Source organism: Actinomadura geliboluensis (genome assembly GCF_043197915.1).
GTDB classification, from domain to species: domain Bacteria; phylum Actinomycetota; class Actinomycetes; order Streptosporangiales; family Streptosporangiaceae; genus Spirillospora; species Spirillospora geliboluensis.
Genome location: NZ_JBICUA010000002.1, coordinates 206,951 through 226,423 on the forward strand (window position 1 = coordinate 206,951; position 19,473 = coordinate 226,423).

Annotated in this window: 14 protein-coding genes and 1 tRNA gene; 3 read left to right on the forward strand and 12 right to left on the reverse strand. The window is 74.3% G+C overall.

Going from position 1 to position 19,473, the window contains the following annotated elements; all coding sequences use genetic code 11:
- Positions 1–6: 6 nt before the first annotated feature.
- The 6 genes from ACGFI1_RS06490 to ACGFI1_RS06515 all read right to left on the reverse strand — a co-directional run bounded on the left by ACGFI1_RS06490 (position 7) and on the right by ACGFI1_RS06515 (position 11,896).
- Positions 7–1,446 carry an amino acid permease gene (locus ACGFI1_RS06490; protein ID WP_392783698.1) on the reverse strand — a complete coding sequence of 480 codons (1,440 nt, stop codon included), beginning with the start codon at positions 1,444–1,446 and terminating at the stop codon, positions 7–9.
- Between the two features lie 209 nt (positions 1,447–1,655).
- Positions 1,656–2,432, reverse strand: a complete 777-nt coding sequence (locus ACGFI1_RS06495; RefSeq protein ID WP_392783701.1) for a sigma-70 family RNA polymerase sigma factor — start codon at positions 2,430–2,432, stop codon at positions 1,656–1,658.
- A 307-nt stretch (positions 2,433–2,739) separates the two neighbouring features.
- Positions 2,740–5,493: a helix-turn-helix transcriptional regulator gene (locus ACGFI1_RS06500; RefSeq protein ID WP_392783704.1), complete on the reverse strand. Its 2,754-nt coding sequence runs from the start codon at positions 5,491–5,493 to the stop codon at positions 2,740–2,742.
- A gap of 157 nt (positions 5,494–5,650) precedes the next feature.
- The gene (locus tag ACGFI1_RS06505; protein ID WP_392783707.1) at positions 5,651–8,401 is read right to left on the reverse strand and encodes an ATP-binding protein; all 2,751 of its coding nucleotides are present in this window, start codon (positions 8,399–8,401) and stop codon (positions 5,651–5,653) included.
- A 207-nt stretch (positions 8,402–8,608) separates the two neighbouring features.
- Positions 8,609–11,389 carry an ATP-binding protein gene (locus ACGFI1_RS06510; RefSeq protein ID WP_392783710.1) on the reverse strand — a complete coding sequence of 927 codons (2,781 nt, stop codon included), beginning with the start codon at positions 11,387–11,389 and terminating at the stop codon, positions 8,609–8,611.
- Between the two features lie 189 nt (positions 11,390–11,578).
- On the reverse strand, positions 11,579–11,896 hold the full coding sequence (locus tag ACGFI1_RS06515) for a helix-turn-helix domain-containing protein (RefSeq protein ID WP_387071526.1): 318 nt from the start codon (positions 11,894–11,896) through the stop codon (positions 11,579–11,581).
- Between the two features lie 177 nt (positions 11,897–12,073).
- Here ACGFI1_RS06515 and ACGFI1_RS06520 point away from each other — a divergent pair, with 177 nt between their 5' ends.
- A complete protein-coding gene (locus tag ACGFI1_RS06520; RefSeq protein WP_392783713.1) occupies positions 12,074–12,295 on the forward strand; it encodes a hypothetical protein in 222 nt (73 codons plus the stop codon).
- A gap of 15 nt (positions 12,296–12,310) precedes the next feature.
- On the opposite strand, the gene ACGFI1_RS06525 is transcribed toward ACGFI1_RS06520, so the two are convergent.
- Positions 12,311–12,383 (reverse strand) — tRNA-Arg (locus tag ACGFI1_RS06525).
- A 132-nt stretch (positions 12,384–12,515) separates the two neighbouring features.
- Here ACGFI1_RS06525 and ACGFI1_RS06530 point away from each other — a divergent pair.
- Together ACGFI1_RS06530 and ACGFI1_RS06535 are read left to right on the forward strand one after the other, a co-directional pair.
- Entirely contained in the window at positions 12,516–12,965 is a 450-nt protein-coding gene (locus ACGFI1_RS06530) for a hypothetical protein (RefSeq protein ID WP_392733090.1), read from the forward strand.
- 82 nt (positions 12,966–13,047) lie between these two features.
- Positions 13,048–14,082 carry a D-alanyl-D-alanine carboxypeptidase family protein gene (locus tag ACGFI1_RS06535; RefSeq protein ID WP_138642161.1) on the forward strand — a complete coding sequence of 345 codons (1,035 nt, stop codon included), beginning with the start codon at positions 13,048–13,050 and terminating at the stop codon, positions 14,080–14,082.
- A gap of 27 nt (positions 14,083–14,109) precedes the next feature.
- On the opposite strand, the gene mscL is transcribed toward ACGFI1_RS06535, so the two are convergent.
- From mscL to ACGFI1_RS06560, 5 genes are all read right to left on the reverse strand, one after another.
- The gene (mscL, locus tag ACGFI1_RS06540) at positions 14,110–14,523 is read right to left on the reverse strand and encodes a large conductance mechanosensitive channel protein MscL (protein ID WP_386876793.1); all 414 of its coding nucleotides are present in this window, start codon (positions 14,521–14,523) and stop codon (positions 14,110–14,112) included.
- A gap of 415 nt (positions 14,524–14,938) precedes the next feature.
- A complete protein-coding gene (gene cpaB / locus ACGFI1_RS06545) occupies positions 14,939–15,553 on the reverse strand; it encodes a Flp pilus assembly protein CpaB (RefSeq protein WP_392783715.1) in 615 nt (204 codons plus the stop codon).
- Positions 15,550–16,371 (reverse strand): S-methyl-5'-thioadenosine phosphorylase, encoded by an 822-nt coding sequence (locus tag ACGFI1_RS06550; RefSeq protein ID WP_392783717.1) that lies wholly within the window; start codon positions 16,369–16,371, stop codon positions 15,550–15,552. Before ACGFI1_RS06550 ends, cpaB begins: the two co-directional genes overlap by 4 nt.
- A 102-nt stretch (positions 16,372–16,473) precedes the next feature.
- The gene (locus ACGFI1_RS06555; protein WP_392783719.1) at positions 16,474–18,600 is read right to left on the reverse strand and encodes an MMPL family transporter; all 2,127 of its coding nucleotides are present in this window, start codon (positions 18,598–18,600) and stop codon (positions 16,474–16,476) included.
- A 371-nt stretch (positions 18,601–18,971) separates the two neighbouring features.
- Entirely contained in the window at positions 18,972–19,343 is a 372-nt protein-coding gene (locus ACGFI1_RS06560; RefSeq protein WP_392783723.1) for an FmdB family zinc ribbon protein, read from the reverse strand.
- Positions 19,344–19,473: the final 130 nt, after the last annotated feature.

The window sequence follows — 19,473 nt, forward strand, 5'->3', positions numbered from 1 at the left end:
ATCCCTTCAGACGGCGGGCACGGGCGGTTCGGACGGTCCGGGCTTGCCGGACGGACCGGGCTTGCCGGACGGGCCGGACGGGCCGGAGGGTTCGGAAGGGCCGGGTGCCGGGCCGTACTCCTCGGCCTCCTCCACCGCGACCTCGATCTCGGCCTCGACCTCTTCCTCCTGGACGCGGTGCTCGCGGTATTTCAGCCAGGCGTAGACGGGCATGCCGGCGAAGATGAGCAGGGTGCCCTTGTAGACGACCTCGTAGCCGGCGCCGGCGATGGCCCAGACGGTGTAGCCGAACGCCGGCAGCGCGATCACCGCGTCGCGGGCCAGCCGCCGGCCGGAGAACGCGACCCGGTCGGTGGCCAGCAGCACCAGCTCGGCCAGCGAGGCATACGCGTAGGGGATGACGGTGGTCAGCGTGGCCAGCAAGATGATGAAGGTGAACTGGTCGACCAGCCCGGCGTTGTAGTTCATCAGCATCAGCCCGGTCACCAGGACGCTGGAGACCACCAGCCCGACCACGGGCGTCCCACCCCGCCCGGTGCGGGCGAACACCCGCGGGAACAGTCCGTCGCGGGCGGCGGCGAACGGGATCTGGCCCTGCAGCAGGATCCAGCCGTTGAGCGCGCCGAACGCGCTGATCGCCGCGCCCGCCGCGACCAGGTCGGCGGCCCACCCGCCGAACGCGGCGTCGGCGGCGTCGGCGAACGGCGCGGTCGAGGTCGCCAGCGCCGCGGCCGGGACCAGCCCCAGCACGGCCACCGTCCCCAGGATGTAGACCAGCGCGGTCACCGCCGTCCCGGCCACGGTGGCGCGGGGGATGGTCTTCCCCGGTTCCTGGACGTCCTCGGCGGGGACGGTGGCCGACTCCAGTCCGATGAACGACCACAGCGTCAGCGCCGCCGCCGCGGTCACCGCGCCGAACGCGCTGCCGCCACCGGCGTTGAACTCCCCGAAGTTGCCCGGCTCGATGAACAACAGCCCGCCGACCGCAATCATCAGCAGCGGCACCAGCTTGACGACGGTGGTGACGACCTGGACGGCGCCGCCCTCGCGGACGCCGTAGGCGTTGACCGCGGTCAGCAGCCAGATCGTCGCGACCCCCACCGCCGCCGCCAGCACCTTGTCTTCGCCCAGCGACGGCCAGAAGTGCGCCAGGTAGCCCACGAACGCCACCGCGATCGCGGCGTTGCCCGCCCACACCGCGATCCAGTAGCCCCACGCGGTCTGGAACCCCACGAAATCACCGAACGCGCGCCGCGCGTAGGCGTACGGGCCCCCGGTTCGGGGGTAGGCCCGCGACAGGCGTGCGAACACCAGCGCCAGCAGGATCGCCCCCGCCGCGGTGAACCCCCACGCCACCAGGCTGATCGGCCCGAACTCCGCCAGCGAGCTGGGCAGCAGGAACACACCCGACCCGATCATGTTGCCCACCACCAGAGCCGTGGCCATCCACAACCCCAACTTCCGGCGAGCCGGTCTCCCACTCATGAGTACCTCCTCAGGCGCGGCGGAGCGCCGCGGTTCAACTGGTCATCCGGGTGAGCGCAGTGCGCGGGCGCACAGCCGGCAGCACGGCGGGAACGGCAGTGAGGGCGACCAGGCCCCCGAAGCCGCGCGGCGGCCTCGGCAGAGGTGAGCCCGCGCGGCTGGAGCGTCGGTCAGGCGGGTGCCGGCTGCGGCAGGCGCGGTTGGCCGGGACGGGCGGGACCGGGGCGGGCGGCGCCGGCGCGTTGCGTGCGCCGGGCGGGGCCGCGCCACTGGCTGACGCCGATCCGCGGCAGCCGCGCCGTCCCGCCGGGGGCGGGGCTGACGACGTCCGCGGCGAAGTGCGCCTCCAGGGCCCCGATGTCCCCGTCCTGGGCCGCGAGGAAGGTCGCCAGGAGGCGGTGGTGCTCGCCGGTGTCGGTGGGCTCGGCCCGTCCGGTGCTCAGGTGCTTGCGGGCGCGGCTCACCAGCTGCCGGACGTTGGCCGGGCTGAGCTGGATGATCTCGGCGATCTGCTCGTAGGGGTAGAGGAAGGCCACCCGGAGGACGTAGGCGGCGCGCTGGGCCGGCGTCAGCCGTTCGAGCAGGAGCAGCAGCGCGCGTCCGAGCGCCTCCTCCCGTTCGGCCCCGGCGGCCGGATCGGCGCCGTGGTCGACGGGCTCGGGGAACCAGGAGCCGACGCAGGTCTCGCGGCGGACCCGGGCGGACTGCAGGGCGTTGAGGGCCAGCCGCGTCGTGATCAGCGTCAGGAACGCCGCCGGGTTGGCGATCGCGGCGTGCTCGGTGTGCTGCCAGCGCAGCCAGGCGTCCTGGACGATGTCCTCGGCCTCGGCCCTGCTGAGGAGCATCCGGTAGGCGATGCCGAAGAGCCGCGGACGTATTTCGATGAAGGTGGCGGCGGCCCCGTCGAGGGAACTCGCCCGGTCCTGTTCTGCGCAATGCGTGCTCACTGCAGCCCTCGAAACAATAGTTCCGTCGCCGTATGCGGTACCGGTCGTCCGGTGGCCTTCGCTGTGGTGGTCGTATGTCATTCCGTCCTCCCAGGGCAGGCGCTTCACCGGACGAACCAGGCTTACCTCCCTTACCTTCTCTTGAGTGTCATGACGTGGCATGACACGAACGCATGAGATCGGAGAATGGTGCTTAGGGAGAATGGAACATGCGTTATGAGAACGGCCTTGACTGAGAGTCGAGATGGATACACGGAAAGGACGGAACCGTCCGTTCGGAACGGTTCCGACTTTGCTCGCCGGTATGTCAGCCGGCGGTCTCCTTGTGCTCCAGGTAAAGGCGTGCGAGCTGCACGCGCGAATTCACTCCGAGCTTTTGGAAGACGTGCATGACGTGCGTGCCGACCGTGGCGGGGGACAGGAAGAGCCGCGCGGCGGCCTCGCGGTTGGTCGCGCCTTCGGCGACGAGCGCGGCGACCCGCCGCTCGGCCGGGGTGAGCGCGTGCCAGCCCCGCGCCGCCCGGCGGGGCTTCGGCCGCCGCCGCTGCGGCCGCCCGGCGCCGCCCAGCCTGCGCCGGACCCGCGCCGCCTCGCTCTCGGCGCCCGTCCGGGCGTAGCCGTCCCCGGCCTCCGTGAGGTGCGCGACGGCCGCGTCGCGGTCGGTGTCCAGGAGCAGCCGCCCGGCGTCCTCCAGGGTGGAGGCGAGCGCCAGCGGGTAGGGGCCTCCGCGCAGGATCCCGACGGCCCGCAGCACCGGGGCGGCGTCGTCGTCCAGTAGCCCGCGCGCGTGCGCGGCGACCGCCGCGAAGAACGGGACGGCGGGGTTCAGCGCGGCCCTGCGCTCCGCCTCGGCGACCACGGCCGCGGCGTGGTCGGACCGGCCGGCGCCCAGCGCCATCCGCACGAAGCGGGGATCGTCCGCCGGCCAGGTGCCCGGCCGCCGCAGCCCGTCGGCCTCGCCCGCGCCGACCATCCGCCCCGCGCGGGCGGACGGGTGCGCGGACGCGAACGCGGCGGCGGCGGGGTTCGCGGCGGCGGACTCGCCCGTCAGCGCCGCGACGCGTCCGACCACGCTCAGCGCGTCGAAGAAGATGGCCTCGCCCGCGCCGGACTCCTCGGCCATCGCGAGCGCGGCCTCGGCCTGCGCCCGCGCCTCGGCCAGCCGGCCCGCCGCCAGCAGCAGGCGGGCGTGCGTGGCCAGCCACAGGGTCAGGCCCTGGACGCGGCCGGGGCGGCGCGCCGCGGCGATGCCGTCCGCCGCGTCGCGCAGCCCCTCGTCCACGCGCCCGGTCATGCCGTGCAGCGACGCCCTCCAGACGGCCGGCCCGACCAGCGCGGCCGGACCGGGCATGGCGGCGACGGCCGCGGCGGCGAGGCGCTCGGCTGCCGCGAAGTCCAGATGGCGGGCCCGGGTGATGGAGTCGGCGGTGTGGACCAGCGCCAGGGCCGCGCCGTCCCCGGTCTGCTCGGCGGCCTCGGCGGCGGGTGCGAGCAGCCGTTCGGCGGCGGCCATGTCACCGGACAGGACGGTGGAAACGCACTGCACCGCCATCAGTTGGGCGCGCATGCCGCCGGGCAGCCCGTTGAGGCGGACCCCCGCCCGGCTGTACCGCAGCGCCTCGGTGAACGATCCCTGCAACGCCGACAGCCCTGCGGCAAGCCGGATCCGGCCCTCGACGGCGGCTGGCAGCGGGCCGTCCAGGACCGAGTCGGCGAGCCTGCGGCCCTCGCCGCCCCGGCCGACGCGGGCGAGCAGCGGGACGGCCTCCGCGACGGCGGCGGCCCGTTCCGGAGAGCCCGCCGGCGCGAGCGCGACGGCCTGCCGGGCGATCGGCGCGGCGGCCTCCGGCGCGGTCTCCGCCAGTTCGGCCAGGGCCCTGCGCAGCAGCGCGGCGGCGTCGGCGTCACCGGGCTCGGCGGTCTCCGCCATGGCCAGGGCGACCTGGCCGATGGGCATGCCCTGCGCCAGGCTCAGCTCGGCGGCCCGCGCGCGCAGCTCCCGCCGCCGCGCCGCGGGGACCGTCCCGCGGACGGCCTCGCGGACGAGGTCGTGCCGGAAGGCGAGGGGGTCGCTGGGGCGGACGAGGTCGGCGTCGACGGCCTCCTGGAGCGCCGCCACGACCTCGGCGACGCCGTACCCGCCGAGGTCGGCGAGCCGTCCGGCGTCCAGGTCGCGGCCGAGCACCGACGCGAGCCGGAGCACGTCGCGGGCGACGGGCGACAGGTGCCCGAGCATGCGCCGTGCGGAGCCGTAGGAGTGGACCGGCGAGTGCCGGCCGGTCAGGTGCGCCGTCCCGTCCGTCCGGGTGACGGCGCCCTCGCCGGTGAGCCCGCGGACGATCTCGGTCACCAGCAGCGGCCGGCCCTCGGCCCGCCGGACCAGGGCGAGGACGTCCGCGCCGGGCTCGGCGCCGAGCAGGTCGCCGGCGATCCGGGCGACGGCGTCCGCCGGCAGCGGCCCGAGGCGCATCGTGCGGGCGCCGAGGTCGGTGAGCCGGGCGACGGTGGCTCGCACGTCGGTGCCGGGCGACCCGGTGCGGACGGTGACCAGCCAGCGGACCGGATGCGCGGACAGCCGCGCCGGCAGGGTGCGCAGCGCCAGCAGCGTCCCGGCGTCGCACCACTGGAGGTCGTCGAGGACGACGAGCAGCGGCCGGTCCCGCGCGGCCTGCTCCACCTGGTCGCGCAGCGCCCGGAACAGCCAGTACCGCTGCTCGGCGGACTCGGAGAGCGTCCGGAGCGCGCCGGCGGCGGGGCTTCCGTCCGAGGCCAGCGCCCGCGACAGCGCCCCGAACGGAACGTTCCGCCGCGCGCGCTCGCCCGCCCCCGCGAGGACACGCACCGGGAGGTCCTCCGCGATGGCCAGGGCCTCCCGCACGAGGCGGCTCTTGCCGGCCCCCGGAGCCCCCTCGACGAGCAGGACCCCGCCCTGCCCGGCGCGCAGCCGCGCCAGCCATCCGGTCAGTTCGGCCACCTCGGCGTCGCGGCCCCGCAGCGGGAGAACGCCGGTCGATGGGCGCACGCCGCTTCCCGCCTCACGCGCCGTCTCCTCGACCGCCATGCCCCGCCGCCTCCTCCGTCCGGCCCGGCGAGCCATCGCCGCCGGTATCCCACACTCTCGCCGGGTATGGGGCGCGGTCGCATCAGGGACATACCTGGCCGGGGCCCTAGGCAGGCCCCAGTGCCCCCAGGGAGTGCGGGGCGGCGGCACGCGGGGATCAGAGGCGGTCTTCGAGCTGGTGGCGCGAGGTGATGCCGAGTTTCGTGAAGACCTGGCGCAGGTGGTGCTCGACGGTGCGGGGGCTGACGTACAGGCGGGTGGCGATCTCCTTGTTCGTGAGGCCGGCGCGGGCCAACCCGGCGATCTCCGCCTCCCGGGGGGTGAGCGCCTCCGCGGTCTCGGCGGTCCGCTCCCGCACGGCCTCCCCGGTGGCCCGGAGCTCGCGCGCGGCCCGGTGGGCGAAGGCCGCCATGCCGCTCCCGGTGAACAGGTCGAGGGCGGCGCGCAGGTGCTCGCGGGCCTCGGCGCGGCGGCGCTCGCGGCGCAGGCGCTCACCGTAGAGCAGGTGGGCGCGGGCGAGGTCGGCGCGGACGCGGGTCCGGCCGAGGCGGTCGATCGACTCCAGGTGCAGGCGCTCGGCGTCCGCGTCGTCCGCCAGCAGCGCCCGTGACCGGGCCGCGACCCCGAGCGCCCAGTCGGTGCCCCCTGCCGCGGTGGTCTCGGTGACGCGGCGCAGCGCCCCGGCCGCCGCCTCGCCGCTCCCGGACCGCGCCGCCGCCTCGACGAGCTCCACCGCGGCCCAGTTCCCCACGCCGGGGTCCCGCTCGTGGCCGGCGGCCCGCTCGGCGGACGCCAGCGCGTCGCCGTAGCGGCCGAGGCCGTTGCCGAGCACCGCGGTCGCCAGCTCCGCCGCGGCGATCCCGAGGCCCTCCCCGCGCTCGGCCGCCTCCGCGGCGGTGGCCTCGACCAACGCGGACGTCTCGGCCTCCCGGCCGCGTAACGCGGCGAGCGCCAGCGCCCCGTACGGCGCGAGCCGTCCGCCCGCCGCCTCCAGCGCGTCCGGCACCTCGTCGATCAGGGCTTCGGCGGCGGCCAGGTCGCCGGTGAGCAGCAGCACCTGGGCGCGCATGGTGAGGGCGAGCGGCAGCTCACCGAGCGCACCGGCGCCGCGCGCCAGCTCGACGAACCGGGCGGACAGCTCCACCAGGCGGGCGTCGTCCCAGAGATGCCACGCGGCGACGCAGGCCGGCCACAGCCGGCCCAGCTCCTCGTCGGCGGACAGGCCGTCGCCGAACGCGGCCAGGGCCTGCCGGAGCACGGGTGCCGCCGCCGCGGTCCCTTCCTTGCCCAGGATCGCGAACCCGTCCAGCAGCAGGTCGGACGCACGGGGTGCGTGCGGAGGCCGGGGCGCCGCGCCGGCGGCGCGGGCCACCTCCTGCACGCCGCCGCCGGGACGGGCCAGCCGTCCGGCGAACATCGCGGCGGACACCGCGTCCAGGTAGGCCGCGCGGGCGCGGCCGGCGTCGAGCGGTTCGAGCCGCTCGGCGGCCCGGACGAGCAGCAGCGGGGCGTCGCCGCCCCGGTGCGCGGCGAAGTCGAGCCGGCCCCGCAGGACGTCCGCGCGGGCCTGCTGGAGCCTGCCGAGCGGCCCGGTCCCGGCCGCCGCCAGCAGCGCCCGCGCCGACGCGAGCGCGCCGGCGAGGTGCGCGGCCTCGGCGGCGGCGAGGACGCGTTCGGCCTGCCGCCCGGCCTCGGGGGTGAGCGCCGCCGCGCGCTCCAGGAAGGCCGCGGCGGCGGGCAGGCCGCCGCGCTCCCGGGCGCGCCCGGCCGAGCGTTCGAGGTCGGCGGCGATGCCCTCGTCGGGGTGCGCGGCGCCGTGCGCGCGATGCCAGGCGCGCCGGTCGGCGTCGGCGTCGCCGGTCGCCTCCGCCAGCGCCCGGTGGACCCGGCGGCGCTCCCGCGGACCGGCCGCGCCGTACACCGCGGAGCGGTCGAACGGATCCCGGAAGCGCACCGGGTCGCCGACCTCGACCAGCTCGCCTGCCGCGTCGAGCGCCGCCGTGTCGGCGCCGAGCAGCGCTGAGGCGCGCCGCAGCAGGTCCGGATCGCCGGCGGGATCGGCGGCGGCCAGCAGCAGCACCGTCTGGGCGCCGGGCGGCAGGCCGTCGAGCTTTCGCCGGAGCCGGTCCGGCGCCGCCGCGCCAGTGGCCGCCGTCGGGAACCCGCCCGCGGACACGGTGCGGGGGAGTTCGAGCAGCGCGCGCGGATTGCCGCGCGCTTCGGACAGGATCCGGTCGCGGACCCGCTCGTCCAGCGGCCCCGGGACGGCCCGGCTGATGAGCATGCGCGCGTCGTCGTCCAGCAGCCCGCCGACCTCCAGCGCGGGCAGACCCGGCAGGACATCCGCTTTGGCGGGCTCCCGGACGGCGAAGACGAGGGCCGCGCTCGCCACCGCGAGACCCCGGGCGGCCTCGGTGAGGAGCCGTGCCGAGGCCGGGTCGAGCCACTGGGCGTCGTCGACCACGCACACCAGCGGGTGCTGCTCGGCGGCACGGGCCAGTAGGCCGAGGACGGCGGCGCCGAGCACGGAGGGGTCGGGGACCGGACCGGCGCGCATCCCGAACGCCGTGCCGAGCGCGTGCCGCTGCCGCGCGGGCAGGCCGTCGAGCAGATCCAGCATCGGCACGCACAGCTGGTGGACGGCCGCGAACGGCAGTTCCATCTCCGTCCGCACCCCGGCGGCCGCCGCGACCCGGCATCCCGCGGCCTCCGCGGTGAGGTGGTCCAGCAGGGCCGACTTGCCGATTCCGGCCGCACCGCGCAGCACCAGCACCGGGCTTCCGCCGCTCCGGACGTCGGTGAGCAGCCGTTCGAGCATCCCGCGCTCCGCGGCCCTGCCCACCAGCGGCGGCGGCCGCTCCATCCCGAACGCGGACCGGCCACTCGCAGAATCCGACTTTTCGGGCATTCAACCCTGTCTTCCGTGCCGCGCAGCACCGGTGGCGCCAGGACGACCGGACTGTCATCTAATGCAACATCCCATTATCCAATGCAATATGTCGAAAAACGCGCAACGCCACCCCGAAGCGCGCATCGACTGTTCAGAGTTAGGGCCATTGGCGGTACTACTGCGGACGGGTCAGGCGGCCCGGCGTGAGCGGTGAGGGACGCTGGGTTACGCGGCTTCGCGGGCCAGGACGAGGCGGGCCAGGTCCACCCGGGAATTGATGCCCCACTTGGTGTAGACGTTCCGCAGGTGGGTGTTGACCGTGTGCCGCGACAGGAACAGCTGCTCGGCGACCTGCCTGTTGGTGGCGCCCTGTGCCACCAGGCGGGCCACGGTGACCTCCGCCGCCGTCAGCCCCCACCGGCCCTCCCGCGACCCGTCCTGGGTCCGGGGCGCCCGGCGCACGCCGAGCTGGCGCAGCCGGCGCCGGACGCGGGCGGCGTCACGTGCGGCGCCCGCCTCCTCGTACAGGTCGAGCGCGGTGTGCAGGAGGTCCTGCGCGGCGGGGTCGCCGGCCGCGCCGAGGACCCGGCCCGCGTCCTCGGCCGCCGAGGCGTGGACCAGCGGCCGTTCCGCGTCCTCGAACAGCTTGACCGCGTGCAGCAGCAGGTCGGGGTCGTCGTCGACGACTCCGCGCGCCTGCGCCGCGACGCCCCGCAGCAGCGGGAACGCGGGATCGAGACCGGCGGCGCGCTCGGCGGCGGCGGCCGCGAGGCCGGGCCGCCTTGCGCCCAGCGCCAGGCGCGCGAGGACGACGAGGTCGGCGGGGTCGGGTGGGGCACCGGGCGACCGGTCGGCGCCGTCCCATGCGGGTTCGAGCAGTTCGGCGACGCGGGCGGTGTCGCCCAGGGCGTCCGCCGCCAGCGCGGCCATCCAGGCGCCGGTGCGCCGCACCGCGGCCGCCTCGGCGTCCATCATCCGCGCCCCGTCGGCGGCGCAGCGGCGGATGCCCTCCCGGTCCCCGAGCGTCACGGACGCGCGGCCGAGCGCGTACCGGGCCGTGGTGTCGGCGAAGTCGCCCTCGGCCAGGGCGCCCGCACCGGCCAGGGCGGCACCGGCCTCGGTGCGCGCGGCGGCGAGCCGGCCCGCGTCGAACAGGATCCGGGCGCGGCTCATCGACCACAGGGCCGCCGCGGTCGCGTGCCCGGTCCGCCGGGCGGCGCGGGCGCCGGCGTCGGTCTCCCGCAGCGCCGCCCCCGTATGCCCGGACGCGGTGAGGGCGAACGCGCGCCCGCAGACCTCGGGCGTCCACTGCGGCTGACCTGAGCGGGCGGAGGCGCAAGCCTGGAGATCGAGAGCAAGACGCGGATCCAGCCGGGACAGTGCGGCCCAGGCGTCCGCGGTGAGCGCCGTGGCGTCATCGACTCCGGCCGCAGCGGTCGGCTGCCCGGCGTCCCCCGATTGGGAGAGGTACAGCGCCTCGGCGGCCGACAGCCGGGCGCGCAGCGCGTCCGGCAACTCCGGCAGCGACAGACCGACCCGGCACTGGCGAACCGCCTCGACAGAGGAGGAAGGGCTCACCAGACGAGCCACCGCCAACCGCAGCCGCGCCTCGCCGTCCGCGGTGAGACAGTCGTCGAGCGCAGCGTCGGCCAGGGCCCTGGCCTCGGCGTACTGGCCGTCCGCGCCGAGCAGCTCCACCGTCTCAGCGGCGATATCGGCGGTGTCAGGACCGGTCGGCGCCGCCAGTTCCAACGCCCTGCGGCTCAGCGCCGCTGCCCGGGAAGGAGCGGAAGCCGCCAACTCGGCCGCCGCCTCGCGCAGCAGTTCCACGGCCCGCCGGTCGCCCGGCACCGCGGCCTCGGCGAGCGCGGCGGCGACGTCCACCGCACTGCCGCCCCTCGCCAGCCGGACGTCGACCGCCTCGCGCCGCAGGTAGCGGCGCAGCGCCGCGGAGAGGGTCTCGGAGACCGCCTGCCGCACCAGGTCATGGCGGAAGGCCAGCAGCGCCCCCGCCGGACGGAGGAACCCGGCGCGGACGGCCTCGTCTGCCATCACGGCCGCCTCGTCCGCCGGAACCCCGGTGAGGTCGCCCAGCTCCCCGGCGGTGAAGGGCCGGTCGAGCACCGACGCGACGCGCAGGCCCTCCCGCGCGTCCGGCGGCAGCTGGTCGAGCCGCCCCCGCACCATGGCGCGGACCCGGCGCGGGATCGTCGCACCGGCCGCCGAGGCCACGCCGTCCCGGACCGTCACGAGCCCTTCCTCCCGCAGGCCGCGGAGCAGCTCGACGACCAGCCGCGGCGTGCCCTGCGCACCCTGGACGGCGCGCATCACGGTCTCACCGGGCTCGGCCCGCAGCACATCGGCCGCCAGCGCGACGACCGCGCGATCGGAGAGCGGACCGAGAACGACCCGATGCCCGGCGCTCTCCCGGATCAGATCCAGCGCTCCGGACGTGTCCGCGGGCGCGGGCCCTACCGCCGCCACCCACAGGATCGAGGCGTCCGCCAGGCCGTCCATGAGCATGGCCAGGGCCTCCAGCGTCACCGGATCGCACCACTGCACGTCGTCAAGGCAGACCACCAACGGCTGCTGCGCCGCGCTGTGCACCAGGCTGCTCCGGACCTCCCGCAGCGTCCACGAGCGCAGGTCAGCCGGGTCGGCGGCAACCGGAGCCGTGGCGCTGAGCAGTGGCGCCGGGCCGGTGGAGAGCGCTTCCAGCAGCGGCCCGAGCGGGACGGGGAGGCCGCTGAACGCGCCGGCCCCGTGCCGGCAGGAAATCCCCGCCGCGAGGGCGCGCGCCCGGGTCTCCGCGAGCAGCCGCGTCCGCCCCGAGCCCGGCGGGCCCTCGACCACCACCGCCCCGCCCTCCCCGCCGGCCAGCGCGGACAGCCGTTCCAGCAGCAGTCCCAGCTCGGGGTCACGGCCGCGGAGCGGGAGATCACCGACCGTGCCGGGAGTACGCCCCAGGCCGCCGCTCCGCCCCCGAATCATCTGCTCGACCGCCATGACCCCTCCGTTCAGCCCGCCGGTGGACACCTTTCGCCGACACAACAACTCTGTGCGGACACGTGGCGCGACCGCATCAGGGACAGCCTGGGCAGTCTCCCTAGGAAGACCCGGGGCACCGCCCGGGTACGCGAACCACACGCTTACCTTGTGACGACTCCCGCACCGTCAGTGAGGCGGTACTCCGCGTCACTCCGGCCGGCGCGGGGCCCGTGTGGAGGGCGGCTTGATCAGGTCGTCCATCGCGCAGTCGAGGATGTCCAGCAACGCCATCAGCGTGCGGAGGTTCAGCCGCTCCGGCTTGTCGACCACGAGCCGGTACACCTGGCTCGCCGACAGTTCGACGCCGCGAGCGGCCAGCAGCGGACGCAGTTCCGTCGTGGAGAACATGCCGCGCTCAGCCATGACCTCGCGGAGACGCCACCCATAGTCCAGGTCGGCCATGCGGCGGGCTTCCTTCTCCTCTGATCCGAACGGTACGTGCTTGACGACCGGATATCTGCGCATGAAGACAGGTTCCCCGGGCCCGTGCCCCGTTCGCATCCGTGACCCCCTAGGGGACCCGCCCCCGTGACCCCGGGCATCGGCCGGCGGCCCCCGCCCCGCGGCGACTCCGGCCGAGCTGTCACAGGCCCGCGAGGTGCCCGGTCGTACCTGGTGAGAGCGAGAAAAGGAGGGCCCGACATGAGGATCGTGGTGCTCGGCGGCACCGTCCTGCTGGGGACGAAGCACCTAGAGGACGTTCACGAGGCACCACCCCGCAACCCCGGCATGCTGAAACCGAGGGAAGACGAGACCGAGGCGACCGCACCCGCCCACGGGATGCCCGACCCCACCGCTCCAGAGCAATTCCGAATGGACGCCTTCTACCGCACCGCCCTGGCCGCCCAAGCGGGATGGGACTGAGTTCCACGTCCTGTGCGCCCCCGGCAGGATTCGAACCTGCGACACCCGCTTTAGGAGAGCGGTGCTCTATCCCCTGAGCTACGGAGGCATGTCGTCGCTCGCGCTAGAGCGTAGCGGACGGCAGGTACAGGGTAGGGGAAAGGGAGCGGTGAACGCTTCTTCTTATGGGTGACCCGGGGCTCTAGGCCGGGTGGGCCCCCTGTCTGTACGCTTCGGTCCCGTGACGGGACGGCATCGCGGTCAGCCGAGGCTCAAGGGCGCCGAAGACGAGGTGGAAGAGCGCGGTGCGTCCCGGGGCAGACAGATCGCGGTGATCTCCGCCGCTTTCCTGGTGCCCGTGCTGGTGGCGTCCGTGATCGCGGTCGGGATGCGGGACGAGCCCGTCCGGGAGCGGCCGGAGACCGCCGGGACCACGGCGCGCAACGCCACGCCGGCCACGCCGGAGACCGAGCCGACGTACGGCGAGTACGTGCCGCCCGAGTCGGAGCCGCAGATCGCGACGAAGGTGCCGAAGCGGGCGCCCGCACCGGTGACGAAGCCGCGGCGGACCGCGTCGCCGGAGCCGTCGCCGACCCCGACGAGGCGGGTGCGGCGACCGTGCCCGGCGGGCTGGGATGATGTCTGGTGGATGCGCCGCTGGTGCGAGCGCCACGGTTACGGTGACCGCTGAACCGGTTACGCGCAGGTCATCGTAGAACCTGTAGTAGCGTTCTGCCGCTGTTCCGCATTTGGGCATCTGGAGGAAAACCACCGTGCCGTACACCCGGTCGGCGGCGCTGACCGCGGTCTTCCTGGTGATGGCGGTGCTGTCACCGCACGGCGCCGCCGCCGCGGGCCGGGCCGACTCGCTGGAGTCGCTGCGGCGCGAGGCGTCCAAGGCTCGCGACGAGCTGGAGAAGGCCACCGATCAGATGAAGGGCCGGCAGAAGGACCTCGCCGCCTCGCAGGTGAAGCTGCGCGGCACGCTGAAGGACCTCGCCGTGGCCGAGGCCGAGCTGAACCGGATCCGGGAGCCGCTGGCCCGGCTGGCGAACACGTCCTACCAGCAGAGCGGCGCCGCCGGATCCATGTCGATCTTCGGCGGCGGCGACCCCGGCCAGGCGCTGCGCTCGACGGCGGACGTGACGCTGCTCGCCCGGTCGCAGCAGGCGCTCGTGGACCGTGCCGACGAGCTGCAGAACCGGCGCCAGCAGCTCGCCTCCACCGCGCAGGACCTGCAGTCGCGCAACGCGGTCGAGCAGACCCGCCTCCAGCAGGAGGTGGACGGGCTGAAGACCAAGTCGGCGCAGTTGACGAAGCAGCTCAACGACATGCTCGACAAGCTCGCGGTGAGCCGGCAGAAGCGGTTGGAGCTCGGCTGCGACAAGAGCCTCGCCGCGGACGCGAAGAAGTTCCCGAACGGGCTGATCCCGGCGAAGTACCTGTGCGCGCTGCCGCAGAAGGGCGGCCACAAGCTGCGGGCCGACGCGGCGCTCTCCTTCTACAAACTGAACACCGCGTACAAGCGCCGGTTCGGCCGCGACATGTGCGTGACGGACGCGTACCGGAGCCTTGCCGAGCAGCACTCCGTCTACGCCCGCCGCCCCGGCTTCGCGGCCGTCCCCGGGACGAGCAACCACGGCAAGGGGCAGGCGCTCGACCTGTGCGGCGGCGTCCAGAACTCGGGCTCCCTCCAGTTCAACTGGATGGAGGCCCACGCCGGAAGGTACGGCTGGATCCACCCGGCATGGGCCTACAGCAACCCGTTCGAGCCCTGGCACTGGGAGTTCGGGACCGAGAACGACTGACCGGTCCCGCCCCCGCGCCACCGGGGTCTAGTAGGGGACCTCGGTGGCGGGGACGATCTCCGAGGTGCAGTAGCGGCAGCGGCTCGCCTTCACCGGGATGTCGCTGAGGCACTGCGGGCACTCGCGCTCGGTGGCCTCCTTGCCGCGGTCCATCCGCTCGATCAGCTTCGCGGTCGGCAGGACGACCAGGAAGTAGACGATCGCCGCGGTGATGGTGAACGCGATCGCCGAGGTGACGAAGATGCCGTAGGGGAACGTCGTGCCGTTGATGGTGACGGCCAGCCGCGTGTAGTCGGGCTTCCCGCCGAGGAGGGCGATCAGCGGGGTGATGAACGAGTTCGCGAAGTCCTTGACGAGGCCCGCGAACGCCGCGCCGACGACGAAGGCGACCGCGAGGTCGACCAGGTTCCCGCGGAAGAGGAACTTCTTGAATCCGCTCATGAGCACTCCAGGGGGTGTCGGGGAACGCCCATAGATCGACAAGGGCGCCGGAACGGCGGATGGTAATGAACACTCCCCGCTTAGCCAAGTTGACCTCAGGCAACTCCCGTCCCACAAACACCGCACGCACCACCACAACTGACGCAGAGCCAACGGCCGACGGCTGCCAAAGGAACCAGGGGCAGAGCTTCAACCGCTAACGCCGTTTGCGGAAGGGATTGTTGTCACCGGCCGGAGGGTGCCGAGGTCAGGCGTGCAGCGTGGACGCTCGGGGGGCGTGGACGGGACTGTGGTCATCGGCCGGAGGTGCCGAGGTTACGCGTGCGGCGTGGACGCTCGGGCGGGGCGTGTGGACGGGACTGTGGTCACTGGCCGGAGGTGCCGAGGTCATGTCTGCGCCGTGAACGCTCGGGGGTTAGCGGGTGGTGATGGTTAGGGAGAGGTGGGGGCCGGCGGTTGTCAGGGTCAGGGCTTGGGGTCTGGTGGTCGCCAGGACGAGCAGTGCTCCTTCTTGAGGGTTGTCGTTGTCTGCCGGTGGGGTGGCGATGACGGGGACGTCCGAGACCACGAGCTTGGCCGTGTCTGTGGGGGTGTCCGGTGGTTGCTGGGTGGAGGTGGGGGTCTCCGGGGGCGGGGCGGTGAGGACGTCTATGTGGTCGCCGGGGTGGAGGAGGCGGACGGCGTCCGGGTCGGCGATGCGGACGGGGGTCGCCACCGTGCCGGGGCCGTAGCCGTGGAGGAGGGCCTCGCCCAGGACGCGGGCGTCGGTCAAGGGTTCGCCTTGGCGCATGGGGCCGGCGAGGGTGTGGCCGGCGGCCCTGCGGAGGGCGCCGGACGGGACGGCGGACGGCGGGACGGCGACGCGGTGGACGTCGGAGGCGGTCAGGGTCGTCCCCGCGGGGAGGTCGCGGGCGGCGGCGAGGACGCGGACGGACGGGGGAGGCCCAGGCCGCAGCGCGAGGAGGGCGAGGCCCGCGGCGGCCGCGGCGAACAGCGCCGCCAGCGGCCGCCGCAGGCGGGCGAATCTCATGGGAGGTCCAGGGGGAGTTCCAGGCCGTCCAGGGCGCTGGGGCACGGGCAGGCGCGCTCGGTGGGCAGCGCCTTGACCGTGTCGGCGACGAGGGCGCGGAGCCGGTCGATGTTCTGGCCGAAGACGCGGAGCACCTCCTGCATGGTGACGCCCTCGCCTTCCTCGATGCCCGCGTCGAGGTCGGTGACGAGGCAGAGGGAGGTGTAGCAGAGCGCCAGCTCGCGGGCGAGGACCGCCTCGGGGTGGCCGGTCATCCCGATGAGCGTCCAGCCTTGGGAGGCGAACCACTGGGATTCGGCGCGGGTGGAGAACCGGGGCCCTTCGATGATGACGAGCGTGCCGCGGTCGACGGGGTCCCAGCCGGTGGCGCGGGCCGATTCGAGGGCGGTGCGGCGGCCGGTGGGGCAGTACGGGTCGGAGAACGACACGTGGACCGCGCCGCCGGCGTCGTAGTAGGTCTGCTCGCGGCCGGACGTCCGGTCGGCGAGCTGGTCGGGGACGGCGAGCGTGCCGGGCCCGTACTGCGGCGTGAGGGAGCCGACCGCGCAGGGCGCGAGGACCTGCCGGACGCCCAGGGATCGCAGCGCCCACATGTTGGCCCGGTAGGGGATCCGGTGGGGCGGGAACCGGTGGTCGCGGCCGTGCCGGGGGACGAAGGCGACGCGGCGGCCGGCCAGCTCGCCGACCGCGATGGGGTCGCTCGGCGGGCCGTAGGGGGTGTCGACCCGCACCTCTTCGATGTCGTCGAGGAACGAGTAGAAGCCCGAGCCGCCGACGACCCCGATCTCGGCGGTGGGCTGGGAACCGGAAGTGGACATGGCGCCGACACTAGCCACCCGCCCACCGGGCCCGGCAGGTCGTCCGCCGATTGTGGATAACCCGGGGGGAGAGGGCACGCGCGCACTCTCCCCCCGGTGCCGTCAGCCGACCGGGTCCAGGACCTTGGGCTCGGCGGCCGGCTCCTCGCGGGCGAGCCGTCCCGGCGTCCAGATCCGCCGCCCGATGTCGTGCGCCAGGGCCGGGAGCAGCAGGGACCGGACGATGAGCGTGTCGAGCAGGACGCCGAACGCGACCACGAAGCCCATCTCCACCATGCTGACCAGCGGCAGCGTGACCATGGCCGCGAACGTGGCCGCCAGCACCAGCCCGGCCGAGGTGATCACGCCGCCGGTGACGGTGAGGCCGCGCTGGATGCCGCGGCGTGTGCCGAGGGTCTGCGCCTCCTCCCGCACCCGGTGCATCAGGAAGATGTTGTAGTCGACCCCGAGCGCGACCAGGAAGATGAACGCCAGCAGCGGGAACCCGGCGTCGGCGCCCTCGAAGCCGAAGCCGTGCTCGAAGATCAGCGCGCAGGCGCCGAGCGAGGCCAGGAACGACAGCACGACGGTGCCGATCATCAGCAGCGGCGCGACGGCGGCGCGCAGCAGCGCGATGAGGATCAGGAACACCACGGCCAGCACGATCGGGATGATCACCTTGTTGTCGCGGGCGGAGGCGCGCTTGATGTCGAGCGACGTCGCGGTGGTGCCGCCGACCTTCGCGTCCGCGGACGGGACGGCGTGCACGGCGGTGCGCAGCCGGTCGATGGTCTTCCGCGCGGCCTCGCCGTCGGCCGGGTCCTTCAGCACCGCCTCGTACTTGACCAGGCCGTTCACGGTCACCGGCGAGGAGACCTCGGCGATGCCGGACGTCCCGCGCAGGGTCTGGGCCAGCTGGTCGGACGCCGGCGCCCGGCCGATGACGACGGCGGGGGAGCCCGATCCCGCGGGGAAGTGCTGGGCGACGACCTTGGAGCCCTTCACGGAGTCGGGAGTGCCGGTGAACTGTCCGGCGTCGGTCAGGCCGTCCGCCTTGAGCGACCCCAGCCCCAGTGTGAGGACGATCAGGCCGAGCATGGTGACGGCCCAGAGCGCGCGCGGGCGCCTGCCGACGAAGGCGGCTATGCGGCTCCACACGTTGTGCTCGGCGTCGTACGCCTCCGGCTTGAGGTACTTCGCGTCGTACCGGGGCACGAGCGGCCAGAACAGCCAGCGGCCGAAGATGACCAGGAGGGCGGGCAGCAGCGTGGTCATGGCCGCGAGGGCGGTGAGCACGCCGGCGGCGGCGACGGGACCCATGCCCGCGGTGGAGTTCATGTCGGCGAGCAGCAGGCACAGCAGGCCGACCGCGACGGTGGCGGCGGAGGCGATGATGGCGGGCGCCGCGCGGTGCAGCGCGAAGGCCATCGCTTCGTGCCGGTCCTCATGGCGGTGCAGCTCTTCCCGGTAGCGGGCCACGAGCAGCAAGGCGTAGTCGGTCGCGACACCGAAGACGAGGACGGTCAGGATGCCCGCGCTCTGCCCGTTGACGGTGAGGTCGCCGTACTTGGCGAGCAGATACACCGACGACTGGGCGAGCCCCAGGGCGAAGACGGCGCTGAGTACCGGGACGATCCACAGAAGAGGGCTGCGGTAGATGAAGAGCAGCAGGACGATGACGACGGCGCCCGCGGCCATGAGCAGGAAGCCGTCGAGGCTGTTGAAGACCTTGAACATGTCGGCGCCGCTGCCGGCGGGGCCGGTGACGTGGGCGGTCAGCCCGGGAGGCCCGCGCTTGGCGATGTCGCGTGCCTCGTCGACGGCGGCGGTGATGTCCACGTCGGTGAGCGGCACGAGCGTCTGCAGGGCCTTGCCGTCCTCGGACGGGAACGGCCCCGCCACCTTCTGGGCGCCGGGGAGCTTCTGCAGCGCGCCCACGTCCGCGGCGGCTTTGGCGCGGTCGGCCGCGGTGATCCCGCCGGACCGCTCGTAGACGATGACGGCGGGCATCGTCTCGTCCTTGCGGAACTGCTCCTCCAGCTCGACGACCTGGGTCGACTCGGCGCCCGCGGGGAGCCAGGCGGCCGCGTCGTTCTCCTCGACGTCGCCGAGCTTGCCGGCGAGCGGGCCGAGGGCCATCAGCAGGACGATCCACAGGGCCAGGACGGCCCATTTGGTGCGCCGTCCGGCGATCAGTCCGGCGAGCCGGTGGGACGGGGGTCTGGGGGGAGCCGGGCTCGGTGCGCTCATGTTCCTCTCCTGGGGCGCTGAAAGACGAGATATGTCGCGATGACTCAGAATGTCTCGCTCCCCGAGAGATGTCAAGTACTATCTCGAAATCCCCGAGGACGCTGCGGCGGGAACGGAATCCAGAGCGGACCGAAGCGGGCCGGAGTCGGCCGGAGGCGGCCGGAGCCCCGGGGCGGGCCGTTCCCTACTCCTCATCGTCGCGAGGAGGCGTGCCGTGCGCGTCCGGCGCGAGAAGGGAACTCCGCTACCCCGCGCGGGGCATGAGAAGGGCACCGGCTACGTCTTGAGATGTAGCCGGCGCCCGGGAACGCCGAAGGCCCGGCGGATCCGCAGGGGTTCCGCCGGGTCGGGCGTAAAGGAGTCCTAGGAGGTCAGGCGACCTTTTCGGACGACGAGGACTTGCTGGACGACGAGGAGTCGCCGCCGGACGACGCCGACGCGCCGGAGGGCGACGAGGACGAGCCCGCCGAGCCGGAGTCGCCCGAGGAGCCGTTGGCGGAGCCGCCCGACGAGCCGTTGGACGAGGCGCTCGACGACGAGCCCGCGGTCGAGGACGACTTGCCGGAGCCGCGGCTGTCGGTGCGGTAGAAGCCCGACCCCTTGAAGATGATTCCCGCCGCGGAGAAGACCTTGCGGAGCTTGCCGCTGCACGCCGGGCATTCGGTCAGCGCGTCGTCGCTGAACTTCTGCACGACCTCCAGAGGCTCGCCGCACTCGGTGCAAACGTACTGATACGTCGGCACGGTTCCTCCTAGCTGACTCAGCCCGGCGGAGTCCGGACTGGCACTCACTCTGAACGACTGCTAATGGTACCCATGCGTGGAACAGGATTCGCCCCCGGCCTGTTCCCAGGCCGGTCACGAATCCGTCCCT

Coding starts and splice junctions, on each gene's coding strand:
- ACGFI1_RS06500 (WP_392783704.1), bottom strand. CDS start 5,493: ATGGCGGTCGAGGAGACGGCGCGTGAGGCGGGAAGCGGCGTGCGCCCA.
- ACGFI1_RS06510 (WP_392783710.1), bottom strand. CDS start 11,389: ATGGCGGTCGAGCAGATGATTCGGGGGCGGAGCGGCGGCCTGGGGCGT.
- mscL (WP_386876793.1), bottom strand. CDS start 14,523: ATGAGCGGATTCAAGAAGTTCCTCTTCCGCGGGAACCTGGTCGACCTC.
- ACGFI1_RS06490 (WP_392783698.1), bottom strand. CDS start 1,446: ATGGCCACGGCTCTGGTGGTGGGCAACATGATCGGGTCGGGTGTGTTC.
- ACGFI1_RS06550 (WP_392783717.1), bottom strand. CDS start 16,371: ATGTCCACTTCCGGTTCCCAGCCCACCGCCGAGATCGGGGTCGTCGGC.
- ACGFI1_RS06520 (WP_392783713.1), top strand. CDS start 12,074: ATGAGGATCGTGGTGCTCGGCGGCACCGTCCTGCTGGGGACGAAGCAC.
- ACGFI1_RS06505 (WP_392783707.1), bottom strand. CDS start 8,401: ATGCCCGAAAAGTCGGATTCTGCGAGTGGCCGGTCCGCGTTCGGGATG.
- ACGFI1_RS06515 (WP_387071526.1), bottom strand. CDS start 11,896: ATGCGCAGATATCCGGTCGTCAAGCACGTACCGTTCGGATCAGAGGAG.
- cpaB (WP_392783715.1), bottom strand. CDS start 15,553: ATGAGATTCGCCCGCCTGCGGCGGCCGCTGGCGGCGCTGTTCGCCGCG.
- ACGFI1_RS06555 (WP_392783719.1), bottom strand. CDS start 18,600: ATGAGCGCACCGAGCCCGGCTCCCCCCAGACCCCCGTCCCACCGGCTC.